Source organism: Caballeronia sp. ATUFL_F2_KS9A (assembly GCF_023630765.1).
Taxonomy (GTDB): domain Bacteria; phylum Pseudomonadota; class Gammaproteobacteria; order Burkholderiales; family Burkholderiaceae; genus Caballeronia; species Caballeronia zhejiangensis.
The window spans coordinates 479,193-504,528 of record NZ_JALQEK010000032.1; the positions used below are offsets into that span (position 1 = coordinate 479,193).

General features: G+C 64.5%; 22 protein-coding genes. 10 read left to right on the top strand and 12 right to left on the bottom strand.

Translation table 11 applies throughout. The features are described from left to right. Positions 1–149 precede the first annotated feature (149 nt). The 9 genes from NCS67_RS22995 to NCS67_RS23035 all read left to right on the top strand — a co-directional run bounded on the left by NCS67_RS22995 (position 150) and on the right by NCS67_RS23035 (position 13,136). The gene (locus tag NCS67_RS22995) at positions 150–1,559 is read left to right on the top strand and encodes an aminotransferase-like domain-containing protein (protein ID WP_250436761.1); all 1,410 of its coding nucleotides are present in this window, start codon (positions 150–152) and stop codon (positions 1,557–1,559) included. A 536-nt stretch (positions 1,560–2,095) separates the two neighbouring features. Next, positions 2,096–3,358: an efflux RND transporter periplasmic adaptor subunit gene (locus tag NCS67_RS23000; protein WP_250436763.1), complete on the top strand. Its 1,263-nt coding sequence runs from the start codon at positions 2,096–2,098 to the stop codon at positions 3,356–3,358. A gap of 43 nt (positions 3,359–3,401) precedes the next feature. Next, complete coding sequence (locus NCS67_RS23005) at positions 3,402–6,614, top strand: efflux RND transporter permease subunit (protein ID WP_250436765.1); 3,213 nt, start codon at positions 3,402–3,404, stop codon at positions 6,612–6,614. Between the two features lies 1 nt (position 6,615). Then, entirely contained in the window at positions 6,616–8,106 is a 1,491-nt protein-coding gene (locus tag NCS67_RS23010) for an efflux transporter outer membrane subunit (RefSeq protein ID WP_008348477.1), read from the top strand. Next, positions 8,103–9,389, top strand: a complete 1,287-nt coding sequence (locus tag NCS67_RS23015) for a paraquat-inducible protein A (RefSeq protein ID WP_008348479.1) — start codon at positions 8,103–8,105, stop codon at positions 9,387–9,389. The genes NCS67_RS23010 and NCS67_RS23015 overlap by 4 nt, the downstream gene beginning before the upstream one ends. After that, complete coding sequence (locus NCS67_RS23020; RefSeq protein ID WP_008348480.1) at positions 9,386–10,975, top strand: PqiB family protein; 1,590 nt, start codon at positions 9,386–9,388, stop codon at positions 10,973–10,975. Before NCS67_RS23015 ends, NCS67_RS23020 begins: the two co-directional genes overlap by 4 nt. Continuing rightward, positions 10,975–11,556: a PqiC family protein gene (locus NCS67_RS23025; RefSeq protein ID WP_250436798.1), complete on the top strand. Its 582-nt coding sequence runs from the start codon at positions 10,975–10,977 to the stop codon at positions 11,554–11,556. Before NCS67_RS23020 ends, NCS67_RS23025 begins: the two co-directional genes overlap by 1 nt. 109 nt (positions 11,557–11,665) lie before the next feature. After that, positions 11,666–12,664 (top strand): hypothetical protein, encoded by a 999-nt coding sequence (locus tag NCS67_RS23030; protein ID WP_250436768.1) that lies wholly within the window; start codon positions 11,666–11,668, stop codon positions 12,662–12,664. 19 nt (positions 12,665–12,683) lie between these two features. Next, positions 12,684–13,136 (top strand): Imm50 family immunity protein, encoded by a 453-nt coding sequence (locus NCS67_RS23035; RefSeq protein ID WP_250436771.1) that lies wholly within the window; start codon positions 12,684–12,686, stop codon positions 13,134–13,136. A 16-nt stretch (positions 13,137–13,152) separates the two neighbouring features. Here NCS67_RS23035 and NCS67_RS23040 read toward each other — a convergent pair whose 3' ends face one another. From NCS67_RS23040 to NCS67_RS23080, 9 genes are all read right to left on the bottom strand, one after another. Beyond that, a complete protein-coding gene (locus NCS67_RS23040; protein WP_250436773.1) occupies positions 13,153–14,154 on the bottom strand; it encodes a hypothetical protein in 1,002 nt (333 codons plus the stop codon). A gap of 2 nt (positions 14,155–14,156) precedes the next feature. Then, a complete protein-coding gene (gene fabI / locus NCS67_RS23045; RefSeq protein WP_175981176.1) occupies positions 14,157–14,939 on the bottom strand; it encodes an enoyl-ACP reductase FabI in 783 nt (260 codons plus the stop codon). Then, positions 14,936–16,138, bottom strand: a complete 1,203-nt coding sequence (locus NCS67_RS23050; RefSeq protein WP_250436777.1) for an acetate/propionate family kinase — start codon at positions 16,136–16,138, stop codon at positions 14,936–14,938. The genes fabI and NCS67_RS23050 overlap by 4 nt, the downstream gene beginning before the upstream one ends. A 4-nt stretch (positions 16,139–16,142) precedes the next feature. Further along, complete coding sequence (locus NCS67_RS23055; RefSeq protein WP_250436780.1) at positions 16,143–17,081, bottom strand: phosphate acetyltransferase; 939 nt, start codon at positions 17,079–17,081, stop codon at positions 16,143–16,145. A 39-nt stretch (positions 17,082–17,120) separates the two neighbouring features. Further along, complete coding sequence (locus tag NCS67_RS23060; RefSeq protein WP_250436782.1) at positions 17,121–19,412, bottom strand: DUF3141 domain-containing protein; 2,292 nt, start codon at positions 19,410–19,412, stop codon at positions 17,121–17,123. A gap of 147 nt (positions 19,413–19,559) precedes the next feature. Next, positions 19,560–21,254: a SulP family inorganic anion transporter gene (locus NCS67_RS23065; RefSeq protein WP_175981178.1), complete on the bottom strand. Its 1,695-nt coding sequence runs from the start codon at positions 21,252–21,254 to the stop codon at positions 19,560–19,562. 25 nt (positions 21,255–21,279) lie between these two features. Further along, positions 21,280–22,113: a polyphosphate kinase 2 gene (gene ppk2 / locus NCS67_RS23070; RefSeq protein ID WP_008348496.1), complete on the bottom strand. Its 834-nt coding sequence runs from the start codon at positions 22,111–22,113 to the stop codon at positions 21,280–21,282. Positions 22,114–22,214: 101 nt separating this feature from the next. Beyond that, entirely contained in the window at positions 22,215–22,472 is a 258-nt protein-coding gene (locus tag NCS67_RS23075) for an RNA recognition motif domain-containing protein (RefSeq protein WP_008348497.1), read from the bottom strand. Between the two features lie 58 nt (positions 22,473–22,530). Then, positions 22,531–22,743: a DUF2964 family protein gene (locus tag NCS67_RS23080; RefSeq protein WP_033536232.1), complete on the bottom strand. Its 213-nt coding sequence runs from the start codon at positions 22,741–22,743 to the stop codon at positions 22,531–22,533. Positions 22,744–22,975: 232 nt separating this feature from the next. On the opposite strand from NCS67_RS23080, the gene NCS67_RS23085 reads away from it, so the two are divergent. After that, positions 22,976–23,902, top strand: coding sequence for a hypothetical protein (locus NCS67_RS23085; protein ID WP_008348502.1), 927 nt, complete (start codon positions 22,976–22,978; stop codon positions 23,900–23,902). Positions 23,903–23,912: 10 nt separating this feature from the next. Here the strand turns inward: NCS67_RS23085 and NCS67_RS23090 are convergent, their stop codons facing one another. The 3 genes from NCS67_RS23090 to NCS67_RS23100 all read right to left on the bottom strand — a co-directional run. Then, a complete protein-coding gene (locus NCS67_RS23090; RefSeq protein ID WP_008348503.1) occupies positions 23,913–24,425 on the bottom strand; it encodes a hypothetical protein in 513 nt (170 codons plus the stop codon). A gap of 35 nt (positions 24,426–24,460) precedes the next feature. Beyond that, positions 24,461–25,060 (bottom strand): hypothetical protein, encoded by a 600-nt coding sequence (locus NCS67_RS23095; protein ID WP_008348505.1) that lies wholly within the window; start codon positions 25,058–25,060, stop codon positions 24,461–24,463. Positions 25,061–25,098: 38 nt separating this feature from the next. Next, on the bottom strand, positions 25,099–25,336 hold a 238-nt coding region (locus tag NCS67_RS23100), incomplete at its 5' end, for a glycine zipper family protein (RefSeq protein WP_250436785.1).

Below are 25,336 nucleotides of genomic sequence, written 5' to 3' on the forward strand. Positions count from 1 at the left end.
GGTATTTTCCCTGAGGGGAGGATGGAGCGGCTCTTGCAGAGGCGTTTCAGTCCTTATACGGCCACTGCGTCGGCCATGCGCTGGGTTAGAATCGGCAGACTTCCGCACAAATCGCGGACAAAGCAATGTTTGTATGGAGACACAGATTCATGGCTTCCGACAAGGATCAGACGTTGAGCGCAAACGGCGAAGCCGACGGCACGACGAAGCGATCGACCTATATCGAGGTGTCGAGCTCCATCGAGAAGGAAATCCGCAGCGGCATGTATCCGCCGGGCAGCCGTCTGCCGCCGCAGCGGCAACTGGCGAGCGAACTGGGCATCAACGTGTCGACGGTGTCGCGCGCGTACAAGGAGTTGCAGCTGCGCGGCCTCGTGATCGGCAGCAAGCGGCGCGGCTCGCTCGTCACGGGCGGCGCGATGCCGAGCGTCGAGATGCCGCCCGCGAGCACGGGCAGCTCGGTCATCGATCTGACGGTGAACCGGCCCGCGACCGGCGAATTCCTCGCGTGCCTCGCGCGCACGATGGGCGAACTGCCGCGCGATCCGCGCTTTGCGCAATTGCAGGAATATCAGCCGCCGCAGGGGCCGTCATGGGCCCGCGCGGCCGGTGCGCGCTGGATGAGCGCGCCGGGTTTCGCGCCGACGGCGGATCAGGTCGTCGTGACGAGCGGCGCGCAGCACGGGCTGTATGCGGTCCTCAACAGTCTGATCGGCACGGACGGCGTGATTCTCGCGGATCAGCTCACGTATTACGGGCTGAAGGCGCTCGCGCCCGTCTTCCAGTTCGAGATCGTGGGCATTCCGAGCGACCGCGACGGCTTGCTGATCGACGAGGTCGAGCGCGTGTGCAGGCGCGTGCCGGTGAAGGCGATTTTCACGGTGCCGAATCTGCAGAATCCCACGGTCACGACGATGAGCCTGGAACGGCGCATGGCGCTCGTCGATGTCGCGCGGCGGCATGGCGTCGCGATCATCGAGGACGACGTGTACGGGCCGCTCGTCGCGCAGCGTCTGCCGACGCTCGCGAGTCTGTGCCCCGAACTGACGTATCACATCTCGGCGACGTCGAAGATCCTCGCGCCCGGCTTGCGGCTCGGTTATCTGCTGAGCCCGCAGGACAACGCCGCGCTATGCGCGGAGGCGGTGCGTACGACGGCGTGGATGCCCGCGCCGCTGTCGATGCTGATCGCGACCGTCTGGATCGAGGACGGCACCGCGCAGCACATCATGAATGCGCAGCTCGCGGAAATCCGCGCGCGGCATGATCTCGCGCGCGAGTTGCTGCCGCAGGAATTCCTGCAATCGGATCCGGCGTGCATGTTCGTGTGGTTGAAGCTGCCGCTGCCGTGGCGCGCGGACGATTTCGCCGCGAATGCGAAGGCGCGCGGCGTCGTGGTGATGCCCTCGTCGGCGTTCGCGGTCGACCGGTCGGAAATCGAGCATGGGGTGCGCGTGAATCTCGCGTGCGCGGAAAGCCGGGATCAGCTCGTCAGCGGATTGCGGATGCTGGCGGGAACGTTGAGGGACCGGCCGCGGGCGCTGTTCGGGCATTTGTGATTCCGACTCGCCGCCGGAAAGCGCACGGCGGCGGCGTCACGGCGCCCAAGTCAGGACATCGACATTTCGGTTCGGCGTTGCATTTATCGTCACGATGAATCCGACGGCTCGCTAAGCCATCCATACCTTCCCCGCCGATTCAGCACGCCAGTTCAGTAATTGCTGCGCATCCCGATCCACACCATTCAGTCAAAATGCCGATAAACGCTATGGCGTTTTCATCCGAGTTCAGCTATTAGTAGACTCGTCACGCACGTCACGCCACTCGGTGGCGAACCAAGAGCATCTCTCTGGCTATAACTCGACCGTCAAAACCGGAGGCAGCTACGCCACATTACAAGCATCAGGCTCGCGCTCGCTGACGTCGCCCTAAGTCCTGTCCCGCGCGATTTCATCGCATGGCGCAGGCGCACCGGACATGCGCACGCTTTCCGGGCGCATCCGCCTAAACGCACACCGCGAGCATTGTCGTGGCGAGGCGCTCTGTTGGCGCGTTCGCTCATCAACGATCGGCCATCCCAACGGGGGAGGCGCCCATGGCGTTCGTGTCGGAACACGTACTGGACTGCTGCTCGTTCGCTCCACCTTCGCGCTCCATGCGCGCGCTGCGCGTGGCCGCGATCGCCGCGCTCGCGTCGCTCTCGCTCGCGGCGTGCAAGAAGCCGGCGCCGCCAGCGCAGAAGCCCGCCGTCGATGTCACCGCCGTGACTGTCACGGCGCAATCGACGCCCGTCGACTTCGAATTCACCGCGCAGACGCAAAGCTCGCGCGAGGTCGAAATCCGCGCGCGCGTCGACGGCTTCCTCGAAAAGCGCATGTACACCGAAGGCGCGCTCGTCTCGGCCAACCAGGTCATGTTCCTCATGGACAAACGGCCGTTCGAGGCCGCGCTGCAGACGGCCAAAGGCTCGCTCGCGCAACAGCAGGCGCGGCTGCTCGTCACGCAGCAGAATCTCGCGCGCGTGAAGCCGCTCGCCGCGATGAACGCATTGAGCAAGAAGGATCTCGATGACGCCATCGGCAACGAAAAGAGCGCCGAGGCCGCCGTCATCGCCGCGAAAGGCGAAGTGCAGACCGCCGAACTGAATCTCAGCTACACGACGATCCGCTCGCCGCTCAAGGGCCTGTCCAGTTTCGCGCGCATCCAGGAAGGCAGTTACGTGACGCCGACGCAGGGCGGCCTGCTCACCTACGTCTACCAGCTCGATCCGATGTGGGTGAACTTCAGCATCTCGGAGAACGAACTGCTGGGCTATCGCGAGCAGATCAAGAAAGGCGAACTGCGCTTTCCGCCCGACAACAAGTTCGATGTGACCGTCATCCAGGCCGACGGCTCCGTCTTTCCGCAAACCGGTCGCATCGACTTCACGAATCCGGCGTTCAGCACGGAGACGGGCACGTTCCTCGTGCGCGCGGTGTTCGCGAATCCGCAAGGCACGTTGCGACCGGGACAGTTCGTCAAGGCGCGCGTGGCGGGCGCGGTGCGACCCAACGCGATTCTCGTGCCGCAACGCGCCGTGCTGCAGGGCGCGAAGAGTCACTTCGTGTGGGTGCTCGACGAACAGTCGAAGCCGCATCAGCGCGTCGTCGAAGTCGGCGAATGGCACGGCGACGACTGGTTCATCACGAACGGCCTGAAGGCGGGCGAACGCGTCATCGTCGATGGCGCAATACGCGTCGGCGCGGATACGCAGGTTCGCGTCGTCGCCGCACCGGCCGCGGGCGGCGCGGCGGCATCGGGCGCGCAGGAGGCGTCGCTCGGAGACGCGAAGAACGCAAGCGGCGGGACCGAAAAGTGAAGTGATTTGATCTGACGACAAGCACGTCGCGCGGAAGAGGCCAATGAACATTTCACATTTCTGCATTGACCGTCCGATTTTCGCGTCGGTCATTTCGATCATCATCACGCTGGGCGGCGCGCTGACCATGCTCGCGCTGCCCACCGCGCAGTATCCCGACATCACGCCGCCGCAGATCACGATCTCCGCGACTTATCCGGGCGCGAGCGCGGATGTGGTCGCGAACAACGTCGCCGCGCCGATCGAGCAGCAGGTCAACGGCGCGGACAACATGATCTACATGAGCTCGTCCAGCTCGTCGACGGGCAATCTCACGATCAACGCGTACTTCCAGATCGGCACGAATCCGGAACTCGCACAGGTCGACGTGCAGAACCGCGTGAACCTCGCGCTGCCGCAGCTGCCGCAGTCGGTGACGGCGCAGGGCGTGCAGGTGCAGAAGAAGTCGCAGGCGTTCATGATGGTCATCGCCATCTATTCGCCCGACGAGCGCTATGACGCGACGTATATCGCGAACTACGCGAACGTGTACGTCCTCGACGCGTTGAAGCGCATTCCGGGCGCGAACCAGAGCGCGATCTTCGGCACGCCCGATTACGCGATGCGCATCTGGCTCAAGCCCGACCGCATGGCGCAGCTCGGCATCACCGCCGCCGACGTGCAACGCGCCGTCGCCAATCAGAACCAGCAGTTCGCGGTCGGCCGTCTCGGGCAATCGCCGACTGGCGCGCCCGTCGAACAGTCCTTCGCGGTGACGACGACGGGCCGCCTCACCGAGCCTGCCGAGTTCGAGAACATCATCATCCGCGCGCAATCGGGCGGCGCGGCGATCGTGCGTCTGAAAGACGTGGGACGCGCGGAGCTCGGACAAAAAGACTATTCGATCCGCAGCCGCTTTCAGGGCAAATCGGCGACGGTGCTCGCGGTGTATCAGCAGCCTGGCGCGAACGCGCTCGATGTGTCCAAGCAGGTGCGCGCGTCGCTCGCGGAAATGAAGAAGACGTTCCCGCAGGGCATCGACTACGAAATCGCGATGGACACGACGGAGTTCACGCGCGCGTCCATCTCCGATGTGGTGCATACGTTCTTCGAAGCGGTCGTGCTGGTCGTGATCGTCGTGTTCGTGTTCCTGCAAAGCCTGCGCGCGACGCTCATTCCGGTGCTCGCGGTGCCGGTGTCGATTGTCGGCACGTTCATGGGCATGGAAGCGCTCGGCTTCTCCATCAACATGTTGACGCTGTTCGGCATGGTGCTTGCCATCGGCATTGTCGTGGACGATGCGATCGTCGTGATCGAGAACGTCGAGCGCAACATGACGGTGCACAAGCTCGATCCGAAGACCGCCGCGAAGAAGGCGATGGACGAAGTGGCCGGGCCGGTCGTCGCCATCGTGCTCGTGCTGTGCGCGGTGTTCGTGCCGGTGGCGTTCCTCTCCGGCATCACGGGGCAGATGTACAAGCAGTTCGCCATCACGATCGCGATATCGGTGGTGATATCGGGCCTCGTCGCGCTGACCTTGTCGCCCGCCCTCGCCTCCTTGCTGCTCAAGCCGGGACATCACGAGAAAAAGGGCTTTTTCCGCTGGTTCGACAATCAATTCGCGCGCATGACGCGGGGCTACACGCACCTCGTGCGGCTCGTCATCAAGCGTTTCGCGATCGCGCTGCTGCTCTTTGTCGGCATGATCGCGCTCGCCGTCATGATGATGCGCGACATTCCGACGGCGTTCCTGCCGCCCGAGGATCAGGGCTATCTGCTCGGCGCCGTCATCATGCCCGATGCCGCGTCGCTCGACCGCACCGGCGCCGTGTCCGACCGCGTGACCGAATACTTCATGAAACAGCCGGCGGTCGGCAGCATCACGACGGTCGATGGCTTCTCCATTCTCGACAGCCAGAACAAGAACAATTCGTCGACGTTCTTCGTCGGCTTCAAGAGTTTCGAGGATCGCTATACGTCGGCGAATATCCGCACGCAGAACGCGCGCGCCGTGCTCGTCGATGCTTACAAGCATCTCTCGCAGATTCGGGAGGGCATCGTCGTGCCGCTGAATCCGCCGTCGATTCCGGGCCTCGGCACGACGGGCGGCACCGAAATGTGGATTCAGAGCAAGGGCGACGCGACCATCGCGCAGTTCGCCGGAATCGTCGACGATTTCGTCGCGAAGGCGAAAGCGCGGCCGGAGCTGACGGGCGTGACGAGCACGTTCAACGCGTCGTCGCAGCAACTGCTCGCCAACGTCGACCGCGACAAGGCCGAAACGCTCGGCGTGCCCGTCGAGGACGTCTACAGCGCGATGCAGACGATGTTCGGCTCGCTGTACGTGTCGCAGTTCAATCGATCGAGCCGCCTGTGGCAGGTGATTCTCCAAGCGGAGCCGCAGTATCGGCTGAAGCCCGACGATCTGACGCAGATTTTCGTGAAGAGCAAGAGCGGCGAGATGGTGCCGCTCAAGTCCGTGGTCGATACGAAGTACGTGACCGGTCCCGATCTCATCACGCGCTTCAACAACTTCCCCGCGGTGAAGATCACGGCGAACGCCGCGCCGGGCTACGCGTCGGGGCAAGTGATCGCGGCGCTGGAAGACATCGCGAAGGACTTGCCGAGCGATTACGGCATCGGCTGGAGCGGCGAGGCTTACGAGGCGAAACAGTCGGGCAGTTCGTCGGCGCTCGTGTTCATATTCGGCCTCATCATGGTCTTCCTGATTCTCGCCGCGCAGTACGAAAAGTGGAGCCTGCCGTTCGGCGTGCTGATGGCGGTGCCGTTCGCGATCTTCGGCGCGCTGCTCGCGATCCTCTTGCGCGGCCTGAACAACGACGTGTACTTCCAGATCGGTTTGACGATGCTCGTCGCGCTCGCCGCGAAGAACGCGATTCTCATCTTCGAGTTCGCCGTGCTGAATCGCGAGGCGGGCGCGTCGGTCTACGACGCCGCGATGACCGCCGCCGAAGAGCGCCTGCGCCCGATCGTGATGACTTCGCTCGCGTTCATTCTCGGCTGCGTGCCGCTCGCGATCGCGACGGGCGCATCGGCGAACAGCCGGCATTCGATCGGCACGGGCGTGATCGGCGGGATGCTCGGCGCGACGGTCATCGCCGTGTTCTTCATCCCGATGTTCTTCTGGGGACTCGAAACGATGTCCTCCCGCTCGAAGAAGAAGAAAGGCGCCGAAGCGAGCGCGCCGGATGCCAAGCAGACGCACGGCGGAAGCGGCCAGAACGCGTCGCCGTCCGCTCCGGACAAGGGAGACTGACATGCGGCGCGCCAGCCTCGTTCACTCGTTTTCGGGCATCGCCGCGGCGCTGTCGCTGTCCGGCTGCCTGCTCGGCCCGAACTACTCGCGTCAGCCGGTCGAAACCCCGGCGACGTACCGCTTCGCCGCGCCCGAAGTCGCCGACGCCGCGAACTCGGAATGGTGGCGTCAGTTTCAGGATCCGGTTCTCGACGAGCTGATCTCGACGGCGCTCGCGAACAACAAGGACGTCAAGATCGCGGCGGCGCGCGTCGATCAGTTCATGGGCCAGTTCGTCACGACGCGTTCCTTGCTGTTCCCGCAGATATCGGCGGGCGCGACGGCCTCGCGGCAGCGCGCGTCGGCGGCGGGACCGCAACCGCTCAACGGCTTCGGGCCGGTCTACAACGACTTCCAGGCGTCGATCGCCGCGTCGTGGGAGCTCGATCTCTTCGGCCGCACCCGGCGTCTGACCGAAGCCGCGCGTGCGAATCTGCTGTCGAGCGAAGAAGGACGGCGCGCGACGATCCTGTCGCTGGTGGCGTCGGTGGCGTCGTCGTATCTGAATTTGCGCAGTCTCGACAAGCAGCTCGAAATCGCGAAGGCGACGACGCAAAGCCGCGCCGAATCGGTGCATGTGTTCACGCTGCGCTTCGAAGGCGGCGAAGTCTCGCAGATGGAACTCGCGCAAAGCCAGTCCGAATACGAAGCCTCGCTCGCGACGATTCCGCAGCTCGAAACGCAGATCGCGCAGCAGGAAGACGCGCTGTCTATCCTGCTCGGCGCGAATCCCGGGCCGATCGTGCGCGGCCGAACGCTCGGCGAGATGGCGACGCCCGTTATCCCCGCCGGCCTGCCTTCGGACTTGCTGGAGCGCCGGCCCGATCTGCTGCAGGCGGAACAGGATTTGATCGCGGCGAACGCGCTGATCGGCGCGGCGCGCGCGCTCTATTTCCCGCAGATTTCGCTGACGGGCCTGCTCGGCACCGCGAGCGGCCAGTTCTCGTCGCTGTTCACGGGGCCGTCGCGCATCTGGTCGTTCGCGGGACAGGTCACGCAGCCGATCTTCACGGCGGGCAATATCTCGGGTCAGGTGCAGTCCGCCGAAGCGCAGCAGCAGGCGGCGCTGCTCACGTATCAGAAGGCGATCCAGGTCGCGTTCCAGGAAGTCGACGACGCGCTCATCGCCTCGCAGAAACTGCACGAACAGCTCGAAGTGCAGGGCCGCCAGGTCACGGCGCTCGCGACCTACTCGCGCCTTGCGCGGGCGCGCTACGAAGGCGGTTATACGAGTTACATCGAAGTGCTCGACGCCGAGCGCAGCCTCTTCAACGCGCAGTTGTCGGCGACGCAGACGCAGGCCGCCGCGCTCGTGTCGTTCGTCACGCTCTACAAGGTGATGGGCGGCGGCTGGGTCGTCGCAGCCGACAAGATGACGACGCAACAGCAGTCGGCCACGCCTTCCGCCGATTCGCCCAAACCGGGCCAGCCCGCTTCGCAGACGGTGCAATGAACACGGTCACATCGGAGGATCGCGACGCGCGGCCGCTGATCGCGTGTCACGAATGCGATCTGATGCAGCGCGAGTGCGACGTGCCGCCCGGCGGCACGCTGCGCTGCTGCCGCTGCCGCGCCGTGCTGTACCGGCGCCGCGGGCGCGGCTTCGATCGCGCGCTCGCGTACGCGCTCGCCGCCTGCGTGCTGTGGCTGATCTCGAATGCGTTTCCGATCGTCGGTCTCGCGGTGAACGGCGATCTCGTCGAGACGACGCTCTTCGGCGCCGTGCGCGTGCTCTATCGCGACGGCATGTGGCCGCTCGCCGCCCTCATCTTCTTCACGACGATCCTGATGCCCGCCGTGCAGGCGCTCGGCATGGTGTGGCTGCTGCTGCCGCTTTATCTGGAGCGCCGGCCGTGGCGCGCCGACACCGTGTATCGCCTGCTGCGCGTCGCGCGCAACTGGGGCATGACCGAAGTGCTGATGCTCGGCTTGCTCGTCGCGGTCGTGAAGCTCGCGCATATCGCATCGGTGGTGACGGGGCCGGCGCTGTGGTCGCTCGCCGCGCTGATGCTGCTGCTCGTCGCGGCGTCATCGTCGTTCGATGAACGCGCCATGTGGCAGCGCGTCGAAGGCGCGCCGCCCGGCATGCCCGCCGACACGCCGCTCAAAGGGCGCACGGCGGCGGAAAGCGGCATCTGCGTATGTCACGATTGCGGCCTTTCCACGCGCGGCATGCAGCACCGCGGCCATCTGTGCTGTCCGCGCTGCGGCGCGCATTTGCATCTGCGCAAGCCCGCGAGCCTTTCGCGAACCTGGGCGTATCTGATTTCGGCGGCGATCCTGTATATCCCGGCGAACATCCTGCCGGTGATGAACACGAGCTCGCTCTTCGGCGCGCAGAAAGACACGATCATGAGCGGCGTCGCGTATCTGTGGACGTCCGGCTCGCCGCCGCTCGCGGTGCTCGTGTTCATCGCGAGCATCGCCGTGCCGATGCTGAAGATTCTCGCCATCGGTTATCTCGCCACGAGCGCGAATCTGCGCATGACGCAGCAGAGCGCGTTTCGCGCGCGCGTCTACCGTATCGTCGAATTCGTGGGACGCTGGTCGATGCTCGATATCTACGTGATCGCCGTGCTCGTCGCGCTCGTGCAGTTCAGCGCGATGGCGACGATCGAGGCCGGGCCGGCGGCGATCGCGTTCGGCGCGGTCGTCGTGCTGACGATGTTCGCGGCGATGTCGTTCGATCCGCGCCTGATCTGGGATTTCTCGCCGACTCGGGAAGGTACGCGATGAACACGCCCGATGCCGAAGTCGTGCCGAAGAGGCGCTGGCGCATTCCGTGGGTCTGGATCGTGCCGCTGGTCGCCGTGGCGATCGGCATCTGGCTCGCGGCGCAGGCCGTGCTGGAGAAAGGGCCGACCGTCACCATCAGCTTCAAGACCGGCGAAGGCCTCGAAGCCGGCAAGACGAAGATCAAGTTCAAGAACGTCGACATCGGCCTCGTCAAGACAGTCGCGCTGTCGAAGGATTACACGCGCGTGATCGCGACGGCCGAGCTGACGCGCGACGCGACCAACATGCTCGTCGACGACACGCGCTTCTGGGTCGTGCGGCCGCGCGTGGCGGGCGGCTCGGTGTCGGGCATCAGTACGCTGCTGTCGGGCGCGTATATCGGCATGGACATCGGCCGCTCGAAGCAGGACCGGCGCGATTACACTGGCCTCGAAACGCCGCCGATCTTCGCGAGCGACGTGCCGGGGCGGCAGTTCATCCTGAAGGCGACCGATCTCGGCTCGGTCGATGTCGGCACGCCGATTTATTTTCGCCGTCTGCAGGTGGGCCAGGTGACGGCGTTCGAACTCGACAAGGACGGCAGCGGCGTCACGCTGCACGTATTCGTCAACGCGCCCTACGACCGTTACGTGAACGCCGATTCGCGCTTCTGGCAGGCGGGCGGCATCGACGTGACGCTCGGCACCGACGGCCTCAAGGTCAATACGCAGTCGCTCGTGTCGATCCTCATCGGCGGACTCGCGTTCGAGACGCCCGCCGTGTCGCTCAGTTGGGCGGAAGCGCCGCGCGACACCGTGTTCACGCTGCATCCGACACGCGCCGATGCGCTGCGCGTGCGCGAAAGCATCGTCGATAAATATGTCTTCGCGTTCGATGGTTCCGTGCGCGGCCTCGCGGTCGGCGCGCCGGTCGAATTCCGCGGCATTCAGATCGGCGAGGTGTCGGCGATTTATACGCGCTTCGATCCGGTGACGAAGCGCATCAGCATACCGGTCGAGGTGAATCTGTATCCGGAGCGTTTCACGTCGCGCTTCGCCAACGTGCCGAAGGGCGGCCGCCTCACGAACGACCGCAAGGAACTCGCGGACGTGCTCGTCGCGCGCGGCATGCGCGGGCAGTTGCGCACCGGGAGCCTGCTGACGGGCCAGTTATATGTGTCGATCGACTTCTTCCCGGCTGCGAAGAAAGCGAGCATCGACTGGAGCCGCACGCCGCCCGAAATGCCGACGACGCCAAGCGGCCTCGACTCGTTGCAGGATTCGGTCAACCGCATCATGACGCGCATCGACAAGCTGCCGATCGAGGAGCTGACCGCGAGCGCGCGGCAGACGCTCGACAGCACTACGCGGCTGATGCAGGGCCTCAACACGGAAGTCGTGCCGCAGGCCGCGACGACGCTCGCCGCGGCGCGCGCCGCGCTCGATGCCGCGCATTCCACGCTGATGCCGGATTCCGGGCTGCAGCAGGACACGGCCGAAGCGATCCGCGAACTGACGCGCACGGCGGTCTCGTTCCGCAGTCTCGCGGATTATCTGCAGCAGCATCCGGAAGCGTTGCTGCGCGGCAAGCCGGAGGACAAGAAGTGATGCGGCCCGTACTCGTGTCTCTCGTTCTTTCGATGGCGATGCTCGCCGGATGCGCCTCGCCGAGCGCGAGCTTTTATCGCTTGAGCGCCGATCCGTCGCTGACCCCGGCGACCGCGCGCGCCGCATCGAGGCCGGTGATCGTCGGACCGGTGACGGTGCCCGATCTCGTCGACCGGCCGCAGATCGTCACGCGCAGCACCGACAACGAAGTCACGTTGAACGAATACGCGCGCTGGGGCGAGCCGCTCAAGAGCAGCATCGCGGATGCCATCGCGGGCGATCTCGCGCTGCTGCTCGCATCGGATCAGGTCGCGCCTGCATCGCGCGCCATCGCGGATGCGAACGCGTGGCGCGTGCGCGTCGATATCCAGCAGTTCGAATCCGTTCCCGGCGATGCCGTCGCGATCGACGCGCACTGGTCCGTGCGCCGCTTCGGCGACGACAACGCGCTGACCGGCCGTTCGCTCGTGCGCGAGCCGGTCAGCGGAAGCGGCTGGGATGCGCTCGTGGCCGCGCACAGCCGCGCGCTCGCGAGCGTGAGCAGGGATATCGCGGGGGCGATCGGGGGTAGTGTGAAATGATTCCTTGAAGTAATCGCAACCGCCGCTCGCCGCTATTTTCGAGACGCGTCCGGGAAGTCGAGTCTGCCTGCCGCTAGGATCAGCAGTCCTGCTGAAATATGGAGGCGACATGCCGTTTCCCGGATGGGGCTACTCCTGCAATGCGCTTTACGTCCCGTTGACCGGCGGCTGGCATTGCGCGTTGATGCCGGCTCGCGAAGTGCAGGAAGTCGATCGCACTTGGCGTTTGCCGTTCGACGTGCGCAAGCAAAAGAGAAAAGAACAGCAAGAGCAGATCGAGCAAGACCGAAAGGACTTCGACCGCCTGTTCAGAGTACGGATCGACCGGCGCGACGCGCTCTCGCGTCACGACTTTCGCGAGTATGTGGACTTCATCATCCGAACGCTGCGGGTTTCAACCTGGGACAGGCCAGTTGACGGCGCTGGCATTACGCGCGTTCTGCGTCGTGCTGCCCGAGAGCGCCAGCTTATTCCTGTGATTGCGCGCAATTGGCACGGTGGACAGCGCGTTTTCAGGTATTACGCGCCACAGAGCTGGTCGGCTGCGGGCAGCGGAGCGCACGCCACGCGCGAGGTTCTCGGTTGGCGCGAATTCGCGGCCCTCAAACGAGCCAACGGAGAATGGCCGTCGCTGAAAGCCGTCGCAAATCGCGCAAGCCTGAGTGCCGTGCGTGACGTTGCGTCGAGCGCGAGCGATGACGACAGCGGCTTGAACTGGATGAGCGTCATCGAAGCGGCGGACGGTGCAATTGCCGGTATTGCGCGAGACGCCTCGCGTGCCGACAGCGGCAGCGACTCGATGCTCGAACGCCTCGATGATTCGAACGCCGGCAGATCTTTGCTCGGTGACGCGCCGCCGTTCGACTATCAGCCGGATGCGATGAACGGCGAAAGTTTCGAAGTCGCGGCGCGCGGCGTGAAGATGTCGGGAAATGAACCGGGAGGCTTTCGCCTCAATCCGAATGGCCTCGATACCGACTTCTTCGATGCCAATGGAAATCTGAGCGCGCAGTATCACGAAAGCCACGGCGACGCGCATGGGCATAATTTCCATAACGGATCGCGTGATCCCGCCCATTTGCCGATGTCGCCAATACCCCGGCGCTAGCTTTCTGAAAAGGATGAATATGAATGAAAAAACATTTGGCTGGGAGTTGGCAAAAAATGGCTTTTTGCTTGTCGAAGCCTTGGGGAAATATCCATCGTTCCACGATGCAGCAGTGCAATCGTTCTTCATGCAGCGAACGAGATCGTCGAACACGAATGACAACGGCGAGCCACTGATGCCCGGTTGCGAGCGTGATCTGGTCGACCTTACGCTTGCAATTCTTCATAACCGATACGGTCCGCGCCATGCCGACGGTGCCGACGACTATCGGGTAACGATCAAACTGTTGGAAATAAAAGCCGCAAACATCGACATTAACTCGATGCTCGGAGAGGCGTGGATCAGAGACATCACCTTGAGTGATGAATCGAATGGTCTGGTCAAGTTCGATCTCAACCCCAATATCGGCCTTGACATCGTGCTGACGTGTCGCGAAGTCATCGTCGAATCGATCGAGCCATATCATCGTTGAGCATGGCTTGCGCCCCTCACAGCACCAGCTTCGCCGCCTCATCGAACGCCGCGCCCGCGGGCGGCACATCGCGCCGCGCGATCCGCACGATCTCCACCGCGCGCGTCTGCGGCGGCTGCGTCGGCAAGTGCGCAAGCTCAATCGCGATGTCGGCGTGCGGCTCGTCGCAGCGCGTTTCCATCAGCAGGTTCATCTGATTCAGACACAGCTCGCGGTGCGTGACGGAAATCAGCGCCGCCGGCTCGGCGAGCAATTCGACGATGGTCTGAAGCTGCATCTCGATGGAATCGGCGAGCGAGCCGAGTGCCGAGAGCGCGGCTTCGTTCTCCTCGAAATCGCGCTGCAGCCGCGTGGCGTCGCCGGCCAGATCCGTCGATGCAATCAGGCCGCTCATGCCCGCGCCGCGCCGGCCGAGCATCTGCATGCGCGCGGTCAGCAACGCGCGATGTTCCTGCAGCGCGTCGCGCCGCGCGTCGTTGTGCGCGACGCGCGACATCGCTTCCAGCACGAACTGCTCGACGATCCGCTGCACGAGATCGCGTCTGAGCGCTTCGTCCGTTCCGTTGCAAAAGCGCATGCGCTTGTCGTCGAAGCTGACCGCCGTGCGCGCGACGTCCGAACGCAACGCGCCGCCCTCCACCGCCGCGACGAGCACCTTCCGCTCGACGAGCGTCGCGCCCAGCACCGCGAACCCATGATCGGCGGCAATGTTGCCGTCGAACCAGCCGCGCACATCGTGCGATTCGCCGATCACGCGCGCGACGTCGTCCGGCGTCGCGAACTTCGCGCGCAGATACGGATCGTCCGCCCATGCCGCCGGTGTCGCGTCGCGCGGCGCGGGCAGCGCCGCGACGAGTTCCCGCGCGTGATCCAGCGTCTTGCCGACGACCGGCGCGAGCCGCGACTCATAACGGCTCGCGAGGCGCACCTGAGGCGCGACCGCGACGATGCGGCCGAGCGCCTCCTTGACATCCTCGCGCGAGCTCGCGTTATCGCGCCGGAACAGCCAGTTGAACATGCTTATCCCATGATATGCACGCCGCCGTCCACGTACAGCGTCTCGCCGGACATGCGCCGGGCGAAAGGCGTCGCGAGGAACGCGCAGGTAAAGCCGACGTCCATGATGTCGACCAGCTCGCCGAGCGGCGCGCGCTGTGCGGCTTCGGTCAGGAGCAGGTCGAAGTCCTTGAGTCCCGATGCCGCGCGTGTCTTGAGCGGCCCCGGCGAAATAGCATGCACGCGAATGCCCTGCGGACCGAGCTCGTAGGCGAGATAGCGCGCGCACGCTTCGAGCGCGGCCTTCACCGGGCCCATTACGTTGTAGTTCGCGACGACCTTGTTCGCGCCGTGATAGCTCATCGTGAACATCGCGCCGCCGTCTTTCATCAGCGGCGCCGCGAGCCGCGCCATGCGGACGAACGAATGGCAGGAAATGTCCATCGCCTTCGCGAAGCCTTCGGCGGAACAGTTCAGCAGGCCGCCCTGCAGATCGTCCTTCGGCGCCCACGCGATCGAGTGCACGAGAATATCGAGCTTGCCCCACTCGCTCGCGATACGCTCGAACACCGCTTCCAGTTCCTCCTGGCTCGACGCGTTCAGCGGCATGAAGATCGGCGCTTCGAGGGCTTGCGCGTGCGGCTCGACGTAAGGCCGCGCTTTCTCGTCGGCATACGTGATGGCGAGATCGGCGCCCAGTTCGCGGAACGCTTTCGCGCAACCATAGGCGATCGAATGCTCGTTGGCGATGCCGGTGACGAGCGCCTTCGCGCCCTTCAGCACGGGCTGCGGGACATTCAATGTCATGCGGATGCTCCTTCGCGTTTGTCATCGATCAGCGCGAGCGTGTGGCGCGCGATCATGAGTTCTTCGTTGGTCGGAATCACCCATGCGCTCACCTTGCTCGACGCCGTGCTGATGCGCGGGCCGCCGCTCGCATTGGCTTCTGTATCGAGTTCGATGCCCCACCACGCCGCTTCTTCGCACACGCGTTGTCGTATCTCCTTCGAATGCTCGCCGATGCCCGCCGTGAACACGATCGCGTCGAGCCCGCGCAGCGCCGCGCTCATCGAGCCGAGCTCCCGGCCGATGCGATGCACGTAAAGATCGATCGCGAAGCGCGCGCGTTCGTCGCTGCTCGCGAGCAGCGCGCGCATGTCGCCCGACACGCCCGACACGCCGAGCAATCCCGACTGGCGATACAGCATGTCTTCGATCTCGCGCGCGTTCATGCCGAGCTCGTCGAGCATGTAAAGAACCACGCCCGGATCGAGATTGCCGCAGCGCGTGCCCATCATGAGACCGTCGACGGCGGTGAAGCCCATCGTGCTGGCGACGCTCTTGCCCGCGTGCATCGCGCACAGGCTCGCGCCGTTGCCCAGATGCGCGACGACCGTGCGCCCGCGCGCGGCATCGGGTGCAACATCCGGCAGGGCACTCGCGATGTATTCGTACGAGAGACCATGAAAGCCGTAGCGCCGCACGCCGTTCTTCGTGATCGATTCGGGCAGCGCGAACGCCTGCGCGAGCGGCGCCTGCGTCGAATGAAAGGCCGTGTCGAAGCACGCGACCTGCGGCAGGCCCGGATTGCGCTCGGCGACGATGCGTATCGGCCTCAAGTTATGCGGCTGATGCAGCGGCGCGAGCGGTGTGAGCTTGTCGAGTTCGTCGAGCACTTCGGGGCTCGTCAGTACGGGCTTCGTGAAACGCGCGCCGCCGTGCACCACGCGATGCCCCACGCCGACCAGACGATGCCCCGCGCCATGCCCGCGCAGATACGCGCCCAGATGCGCGATCGCTTCGGCATGTTGCAGCTTCGCGCCCTCGCCCCATGAATGCTCCGCGGACTTCTCGCCTCGCCTGTCGTAAGCGACGAAATGCGGCGCGCTGAACAGCGCTTCAACCTGTCCGTGCGTGACGAGTTCGAGCGCGTCGCCTTCGACATCGAACGCGCTGAACTTGATGCTCGACGAGCCCGCATTGAGAACCAGAATCACATCGGCCATGAAATCACCCCACTACTTGCGCTTCTTCGCGGCGCTTCGACGCCACGAGCGATGCGATCGCGCACGATGCGAGCCGCGATTGCAGCGAATCGGCGCGGCTCGTCAGAATGATCGGCACGCGCGCGCCGAGCACGATGCCGGCCGCATCCGCATTCGCGAGAAAAGACAGACTCTTCGCGAGCATGTTGCCCGCTTCGAGGTCCGGCACGATCAGCACGTTCGCGCGACCCGCGACGGGCGAATCGATCTTCTTCGTATGCGCCGCTTCGAGGTCGATGGCATTGTCGAGCGCGAGCGGCCCGTCGACGAGCGCGCCCGTGATCTGATGACGATCGACCATCTTGCAGAGCGCGGCGGCCTCCAGCGTCGACGGCACCTTCGGGTTCACCGTTTCCATCGCCGAGAGAATCGCGACGCGCACTTCCGCGAAACGCAGCGCGTGGCCGAGATCGATCGCGTTTTGCAGGATGTCGACTTTATCGGCGAGCGTCGGCGCGATGTTGATGGCCGCGTCGCTGATGATGAGCACGTCGTCGTGCCCCGGCACATCCATGATGAAGCAATGCGACACGCGCCGCGACGTGCGCAGTCCGCCTTCGCGCTTCACGACCGCGGCCATGACTTCGTCGGTGTGCAGGCTGCCTTTCATGAGCGCTTCGGCCTTCGCCTCGCGCACGAGTTCCACCGCCTTTTCGGCAGCGGCGTGGCTGTGCGGCGCATCGACGATCGGAAAGCCCGCGATGTTGAGGCCGCATTCTTCCGCCACCTCGCGAATGCGATCGCGTGGCCCGACGAGTTGCGGCGCGATCAGACCCATCTCGTGCGCCTTCACCGCGCTTTCGAGCGATGTCCGGTCGCAGGGATGCACGACCGCCACCGCGAGCGGCGGCAACGCCCGGCAAACCTCGATGAGCCGTACATATTTTTCGCGCGGCTGATTCATTTCACCCTCCGTAGTTACGTGTGATGCAACGCCCGAACATCAGTGCGCGGGCGCGGAACGTCTTGGCGCGCGCGCAGCCTTGACCGGCAGCGCCGCGCGGATGCGCGCGAGCATGTCGTGCTGCGCGGCCGTCGGCTCGAAGCCCTGCATGCGGCTGTCGTCGTGCAGCTTGTCGAAGAGCGTGAGGAGCTTCTTGCGGTCGTCGCTGTCGTCGAGCAGACCGGGCAACGACGCGAGCGCCTGCTCGGGCTCGTAGCGCACGATGATTTCCTGTTCGCCGCGAATGCGCCGCCATTCGTCGCGCGGCATCTGCGGCAAATACTCCGCATAGTCGGCCGCGAGTTCCTGACGCAGCACCATGCGCGTGAGCGGCAACGGCTCGTCGTGACGCATGAGCAGGCACGCGACGCGCGCGACGGCTTCCGCGTATCCGCCGTGCGCAACCGACGCGAGCGCTTCCTGAACGAACGGCAGATCGCGCGGATCGGTCCGATTTTCTTGCGTCTCGCGTTCCTGCACGCGCTGTGCCGGCAGCAGGTTGCCGTACACGGAGAAGAACATCGCTTCGGTCGTGGCGTCGCGCATCGCACGATAGAAGTCGAGGCTCGCGCTGATCATGTCGGAGCCGCAATGCTCCGCACGGCGCAACGCGTCGCGTTCGGTGTCGGGCTTGCGCGTGGCCTTCACCGCTTCCGCCGCCGGGCCGAGCCATGCAAGCCACGGATTCAGATCGGAGAACATCCAGCGCTGCGCGCGCAACGGATGGAACGCGCGCAGCATCGTCGCGGTCGCGTCGTTGGCCATTGCCTGAACGAAGGGTTGCGCGAACAGTTCGTACGCACGCTGATTGAAATCCGATACCTGTTTCACCGCTTCGAACGGCAGTTCGTCGATACGCTCGAAACGGTTGAAGCGCGCGGTCACGTCTTCGAGACGTCGCTCGTGAAAGCTCACGTCGTATTCGGTCTTGCCGTTCGCGTTCTTGCGTTCGGCGATCTCCATGCCGTACAGCCCCGGCGGAAACGATTCGATCGCTTCCAGCACCGATGCGATCTGCGTGTATTCCTTCTTCGCGACCTTGCCGCTCACGAAGATGCCGAGATGCCCGATGCTCTTGTGCATCAGTCCGACGATCACCTGCCCGCGTGCCTTGATCTCGTCGGTGCTGCCGTAGATATCCGCGACCCAGTTGAAGGCCTGTTGCGGCGGCGTGATGTTGTCGCCCATCGAAGCGAAGAGAATGATCGGCGATTTGATCGCGCGCAGATCGAACGATGCGCCCGACGCGCCGCGCACTTCGCCCGACCACAGCTTGTTGCCGACGAAAAGATTGCGCGTGATCCATTCGATCTCTTCGCGGTTCATCAGGTAATAGCCGCCCCACCAGCGCTCGAAGTCCAGAAAGCGCGGCGGTTCGGTGTCGATCTTGTCGAACAGCGTGTAGTACTTGTCCCAGAAACTATTCGCCGGATTCAGGTTCTCGAAGTTCTCGACGAGATACGCGCCGTCGAACTTGCCGTTGCCGAGATCGGCCGTCAGCGAAGCGAGCCACGTCCCGCCGAGCATGCCGCCCGAGTAGCGCATCGGGTTGTCGCCCTCGCCTTCGCTCCACGCGCCGCTCCAGTAGGACATCGGCGCGCCGTTGATGACGAGCGGACCGGTATCGTCGGGCTGCGAGCTCGCGAGCATCATCGCGGCCCAGCCGCCCTGGCAATTGCCGACGATAGCGGGCTTCGGGCTGTCCGGATGCATCTCGCGCACATGCTTCACGAACTGCTGCTCGGCCGCGCATACGTCGAGCAGCGTCTGGCCGGGCTGCGGGTCGCGAAAGAACGTGACGAAGTACACCGGATGACCCGCGCGCAACGCGACGCCGACTTGCGAATCGTCCTTGAATCCGCCGATGCCCGGACCATGCCCCGCACGCGGATCGATGATGAGATACGGCCGCTTCAGCGGATCGATGACTACGCCTTCGGGCGGCACGATACGCAACAGCGCATAGTTCACCGGCCGCGCGAACGTGCGTCCGTCGAGCAGCATTTCATGCGCGAAATGCAGCACCGGTTCGAGACCGCGCTTCGCCTGCTCGATGAAGTTGTTGCCGCGCTGACGCAGCGTGTCCCAGAAGAGCACCGTGCGCTGCATGACATCGACCGCATAGTCGAAGCCGTTGAAACGATCAGCCTCGCCGTTGCCGAGGACACGCACGCCTGCTTCGCGCGCGCGCTCGCTGAATTGATGCTGCGCAAGCTCCGCGCGCTTCTGATAAACGCGTGTGACCTTTTCCGCGATTTTCTGGCTGCGCGCTAGTTGATCTGCATACGTCATGACGTGATCTCCGCGAGGGAACGTGCAAGGGACAACGCAGGAAGCAGATGCATCGGCGGCCATGATGAACGCATGGTCCGATGACTTGGATACCATCATCAAAATATATGCGCAATGTGCGACAAGCAGGTGGCAAAAATTCGCGACTCAACGACGCGCGACTTCATCGCCATTGCGCGAAACAATCTCCTGATACTTCGCGACGACATGTTCGAGGTTATAGAACATGCGCGCTTCGCCGAGCCGCGCGCCGAGCGGCGAGCGCCGCACCGCCGCGAGCACGCCCGGATTCAGGCCCGCGAGCCAGAGCGTGGTGCCGTTCGCGGCGAGGCGCGCTTCGGCTTCGATCATCATCTTGAGCGCGGTGTATTCGACATCGAAGACGCGGCTCAGATCCAGCACGACGATCTTCGCGTCGGAATCGCGCACGAGCGGGCGGATCTTTTCGGCGACACGTTGCGCATTCGCGAAGAATATCCGCCCTTCGGGACGCAGCAGCAATAAGCCGGGAAACGCTTCGTCGTCCGGATGCCGCGACGAAGCGCGCCGGAACACGTTGGTTCCCGGTATCCGCTTCAATGCGTACACAGGCGGATTGGACACCTGATGCGCGAGCGCGAAGAGCGACACGACGATCGCCACCACGATGCCTTCCAGCGTTCCGAACAGCACGACGCCCGCGCATGCCGTGAGCGCCCACACGAATTCGGTGCGGCGAATCTTCAGGATCGCGCGGAATTCGGCGGGGCTGAAAAGCCCGATCGAATAGAACACGACGACGGCCGCGAGCGTCGCGTGCGGCATCAGCGCCATGAGCGGCGCGAACAGCAGCATGACGGCGAGCGCGAGCGCCGCGGTCACGAGTCCCGCGAGTTGCGTGCGCGCGCCCGCCTGCCGGTTGACGGCCGTCTGGCTCGTTCCGCCGCCTGAGACCATCGCGCCGAAAAGCGCGCCGGCCGCGTTCGCGAGGCCGGTCGCGAGCAGTTCGCGGTTCGCATCGGGCGCGGGTTCGTCGTTGCGTGCGAACGCCCGCGCCGCCGCGATGCTTTCTGTGAAGCTCATCAACGCGATGCCGAGCGCGTCCGGCCACAGCTTCAATGCAAGCGACAGATCCGGCCGTGTCCACGACGGCAATCCCGCCGGCACCGCGCCGACCGTTTCGACGCCGTGCGCGCGCAGACCGAACGCGGCCACCGCGACGATCGCCGCCGCGACGACGAACAACGGCGCGGGCGCGCGCGGTGCGAAGCGTTCGAGCGCGATGAGCGCGGCGAGCGTCGCCAACGCGAGCGCGAGCGTGCTCGCCGACAGATGCGGCAAGCCCGCGACGAACGCGCCGACGTTGTGAAAGAACGATCCCTTCGGATAGTGAATGCCGAAGAGCTTCGGCAACTGATCCACGACGATGACGATCGCCACGCCCGCCTTGAAACCGACGAGCACCGGCTCGGAAATGAAGTTCGCGACGAACCCGAGACGCAGGCACGCCCCCGCGACGAGCATGATGCCGACGAGCATCGTCAGCGTCGCGTTGGCGACGGCGAGCGCGTGCGGATCGCCATTCGCGACGGTCGCGCCGAGCGCGTTCGCCGCGAGAATCGCGAGCGTGGTCGTCGTGCTGACGGACAGCGCGCGCGACGTGCCGACGAACGCGTAGACGATCATCGGCACGCAGGCCGTGTAGAGGCCGACCTGAACCGGCAGGCCCGCGATGGTCGCGTACGCGAGCGCCTTCGGTATGACGACCGCCCCCGCCGTCAGGCCCGCGACGATATCGGCGCGCGCCCACGGCTTCTCGTAACGAAACAGCCATTCGGGCGCGATGGACGCGCGATGCGGCATGACGATCCCGCGTTCCGAAGTCGCGCTAAAAACGCTCGGGCACGTAGCGCAGCGGCCGATCGCTTTCGCGATAACCCTCCGCCTTCTGGCGCTTCGGCAACTTCACCTTTTCGCGCGGCACGGCCTTGTACGGGATATTCGCGAGCAGATGGCTGATGAGATTCAGGCGCGCGCGGCGCTTGTCGTCGGAACGCACGACGTACCACGGCGCCTGTTCCGTGTCGGTGGCCTCGAACATGTCGTCGCGAGCGCGCGAGTAGTCGTACCAGCGGCTGTAGGAACGCAGGTCCATCGGCGAGAGCTTCCAGATCTTGCGTTCGTCGTGGATGCGTTCCTCGAGACGCCGCGTCTGCTCTTCCTGACCGACCTCGAGCCAGTACTTGAGCAGAATCACGCCCGAATCGATGATCGCGCGCTCCACGAGCGGCACGCCTTTCAGAAAGGTTTTCGCCTGGTCCTCGGTACAGAAGCCCATCACGCGTTCGACGCCCGCGCGGTTGTACCAGCTTCGGTCGAAAAGCGTGATCTCGCCCGCGGCGGGCAGATGCGGCAGATAGCGCTGCACGTACATCTGCGTCTTCTCGCGCTCGGTGGGCGCGGGCAGCGCAACCACGCGGAAGATGCGCGGGCTCACCCGCTCGGTGATCGCCTTGATCGTGCCGCCCTTGCCCGCGCCGTCGCGTCCCTCGAACACGACGCAGACTTTCGCGCCCGTGTAGACGGCCCATTCCTGCAGCTTCACGAGTTCCACATGCAGGCGCGCAAGCTCTTTTTCGTACTGTTTCCTGTTCAGGCGCTCATGCACGCCCGCGCCTTCACGCACGCCTCTCGATTCGCCGACAGCCCTCTCTTCGTTCATTGCTGTCTCCCGATATTTTTGGATGCCATCCGCGCGGACGAACCGAGTCCGCCGTCGCGACGATGCGCGCGGCACATGGTCGCGGACCCGTCATGACGCCGTCAGGTTTCGTTGCGCTCGGGCACGACCTGCACCACGAGCGTGCGGTTCTTCCAGAACATGTTGTGGATGCGCGGCTGAAAGGTGCGCAGCACGTGCGGCTCGATCGAATCGAAGGTGACGACCGCGGCCGGATGCTCGCCGGTGCCCGTCACGCGCTGAATCGAATCGTAGGGTGGAAAGCCGTAGCGGCAGAGAAATTCCCTGATTTCGTCGTCGGTCGTGGACTCTTCCACGTTGCCTATCCAGAGATCGCCCATTGCAAGATTCTCCGTTGAGTTGTGCGACGTTTCTTCGACTAATACACCAACGGACGGCTCAGGTCGACCCATCTCGCTTGGCCGATTTGCGCTGCGCGAGCGGATTCAGCGCGACGACGAAAGTCACGATCCCGATGCCGAGCGCCCACATGCCGTAACGGAATTCGAGTTTCATGTCGTACAGAAGGCCGTGGATCGTGAAATACAGCCCGGCGAGCCAGATGAACACGCCAATCGAGGCAACCACCATGCGCGGCTCGTTCAGTCTCATCGATGTCTCCCGGAAGCGGTGCGCGAGATAGCTTCAGTTTAGGAAAACTTCCGTCGTCCTGTGAACACACTCGTGTGCAATGACCTTGGCGCGCCGCGATCGTTAGGCTACATTTCCCGCGTATGGCGGAGCAGCAAATGCAACGCATGACCAACTAAACCAATTAACGTTCTGACGCGCCCCGCAGATGCAAAAGCCAACCCCTTTCCCGACCAGGTTGCGAAATTTCGTGATGCTCTTCGTCCTCGCTGCCGCGCCCTGCGCCGCGCTGGCGCAGGGCGCGCCGGACCGCGCGGTCGTCGGCGCAAACGTCAAGCAGTATGCGAATTCCGTGCTCGCGATCATGTCGTACACCGCGGTGCCGGATGTCACGACAAGTTCACTGTCGATCAATAGCGGCACGACCGGCAATCCGGGCTTCGGTCAGACGCAACTCGGCGGCGGCTTTACCCTCAGCAATTCGTTTCCGCTCTACCTCGAAGGCACGCTCGCGTACAGCCGCTACGATCCGACCTTCATCGCGACCGACGGCGACCAGCAGCGCGCGGTGCCTGCGAAATGGAACACGTTCAGCACGACGGTTGGCGTCGGCTGGGACTTCCCGATCACGAGCGAGCTGAAATTTCGCCCGATCATCAACGGCATGATCGGCCGCGTCGCGAGCGATGCGCGCATCGCGCAGACGGTGTTCAATCACGTCGCCAACACCAATCTGCAGTTCCTCGAGGACGGCGCGCTCAATGCGTACGGCGTCGGCGGCTCGCTGATGCTCGATCTGGAGCATTATCGCGAGCACTACGAGGTCGATGTCGAACTGCGCGCAACCGATATTTATCTACGCAGCTTCGGCAGTTCCTCGGAAGCGGTGCAAGGCTCCGCGACCGCGCAGCAGTTCAGCCTGTGGGCGCGCTGGCGTGCGCCCACAGGCTTCGCCGCGCTCGACAGGCCGGTGCGCTACGTGCTCGAAACCGCGTACTCGCATTACTTCGGCGACAGCGCGGGCGTGCTCGGCTTCAACGATCTGACATCGCTCGGCGTCGGGCTCGAACTGGACAGCAGCAAATATCCTGTCGTCATCACGCGCACGCGCGCGATGGTGCGCTACGTGTTCGGCCACAACGTGCACGGCGTGTCGTTCGGTCTCGCCGTCAGCTTCTAGCGCGCGCCGTTCAAAGCACGTTGCGCTGGCTCGGATCGTATTTTGGATCGGGCTGCTTCTGCGTCTGCCGGAGCACGCCCTGAGCGTCGAAATAGAAATGGAACAGCATGTGGTCGATGTTGTTCTCCAGGTATCGATACGTCCACACCTCGCGATCCATCCGCTTGAAATAGGCCGTCTCGAACGGGCGTCCGAACGCGATCATCACGTCGTTGCGCGTCCACTTGTTGACCTCGGCGCGGTAGAACTCGTTTTCCTGAAGCACTTGCCGAACACTGACCGTATTGCCCGACGCATCGAGATCGACGGCCGTGGTCGTCGATCCCATCGGCTGCGTGGGCCACATCAGACGCTTGCCGCCGTTCGGCAGGTCGTAGGTTTCCTTCGGCGGCCCGAGCCTGGCGACGATCGCCTGCTGATCCATGCCGGGCTGCACGCGCTGTTCCGGCTGCGCGCAACCGGCGAGCGCGAGCGCGACGGCGCACGCGCCGTGCGTCAGCGCGAATGCAAAGCGTTTTTTCATGGGTCTCTCCCGCGTCCGCCACGGTTCGTGGCGCCTTATTTTGTCATGGCGGGTTCCACGGATATGGCGAACGCTTCCGTATAAACGGCCTTCACCTGATCGCCCTTCTTGACGCGCTTCAGGCGCTCGGGATCCTGAACGTGCAGATCGACCGTCTCGCCGCGCGGCCCGCGCAGCGTCACGGTCTTCGCATGACGATCGACGGCGATCACATCGGCGATGATCGTCACTTCGCGCCCGACCTCGCCGCCCGGCTTCGCGCCCGGCGCCGCGCGCTCGGCCGAGTCGCTCTCGGAACGCGACGGCTGCGTCTTCTTGTCGAGCAGGCTCAGCGTCAACGACTCGCGGTACTGCGCGGTGACGACATCGCCGACTGCGAGCTGATCGAAGTTGCGCGCTTCGTTCGTGACTTCCAGTTCCATCACCTTGCCGGCGTTCGTTTTCAGCGTGACGGTGCGCGTCGCCGGATCGATGCCGACGATCGTCGCCGTCACCTTCGCGACGCCCTGCACCGTCGCGCCGTCCGGGTTTCGCACGACGCTGACGTCGGCCTGAGGATCGGCGGTGGGATCGGCTGCAAAGGCGCTTGCGGATAGCGCAAGGCATGACAAGACAACGAGGCTGACGCGTTTCATGTTCGCGCTCCTTTTGTTCTATCGATACCGCGATGACGTTACTGGATCGTGTAACCGCGTCCCTGCATGCACGCCGACCACGCGCGATAGTACGTCTGCATCGCGCCCTGGCTCTGCGCCTGCGCGTTGGATTCCTGCGCCCGCTTGTTCTGCCGTGCGCGCATGCCGCCGGCCATCGTGCCCGTCGCCGCGCCGATGGCCGCGCCCTTGCCCGCATCGCCCGCGATCGCACCGATCACCGCGCCGCCCGCCGCGCCGCGCGCCGCGCCGCCGACG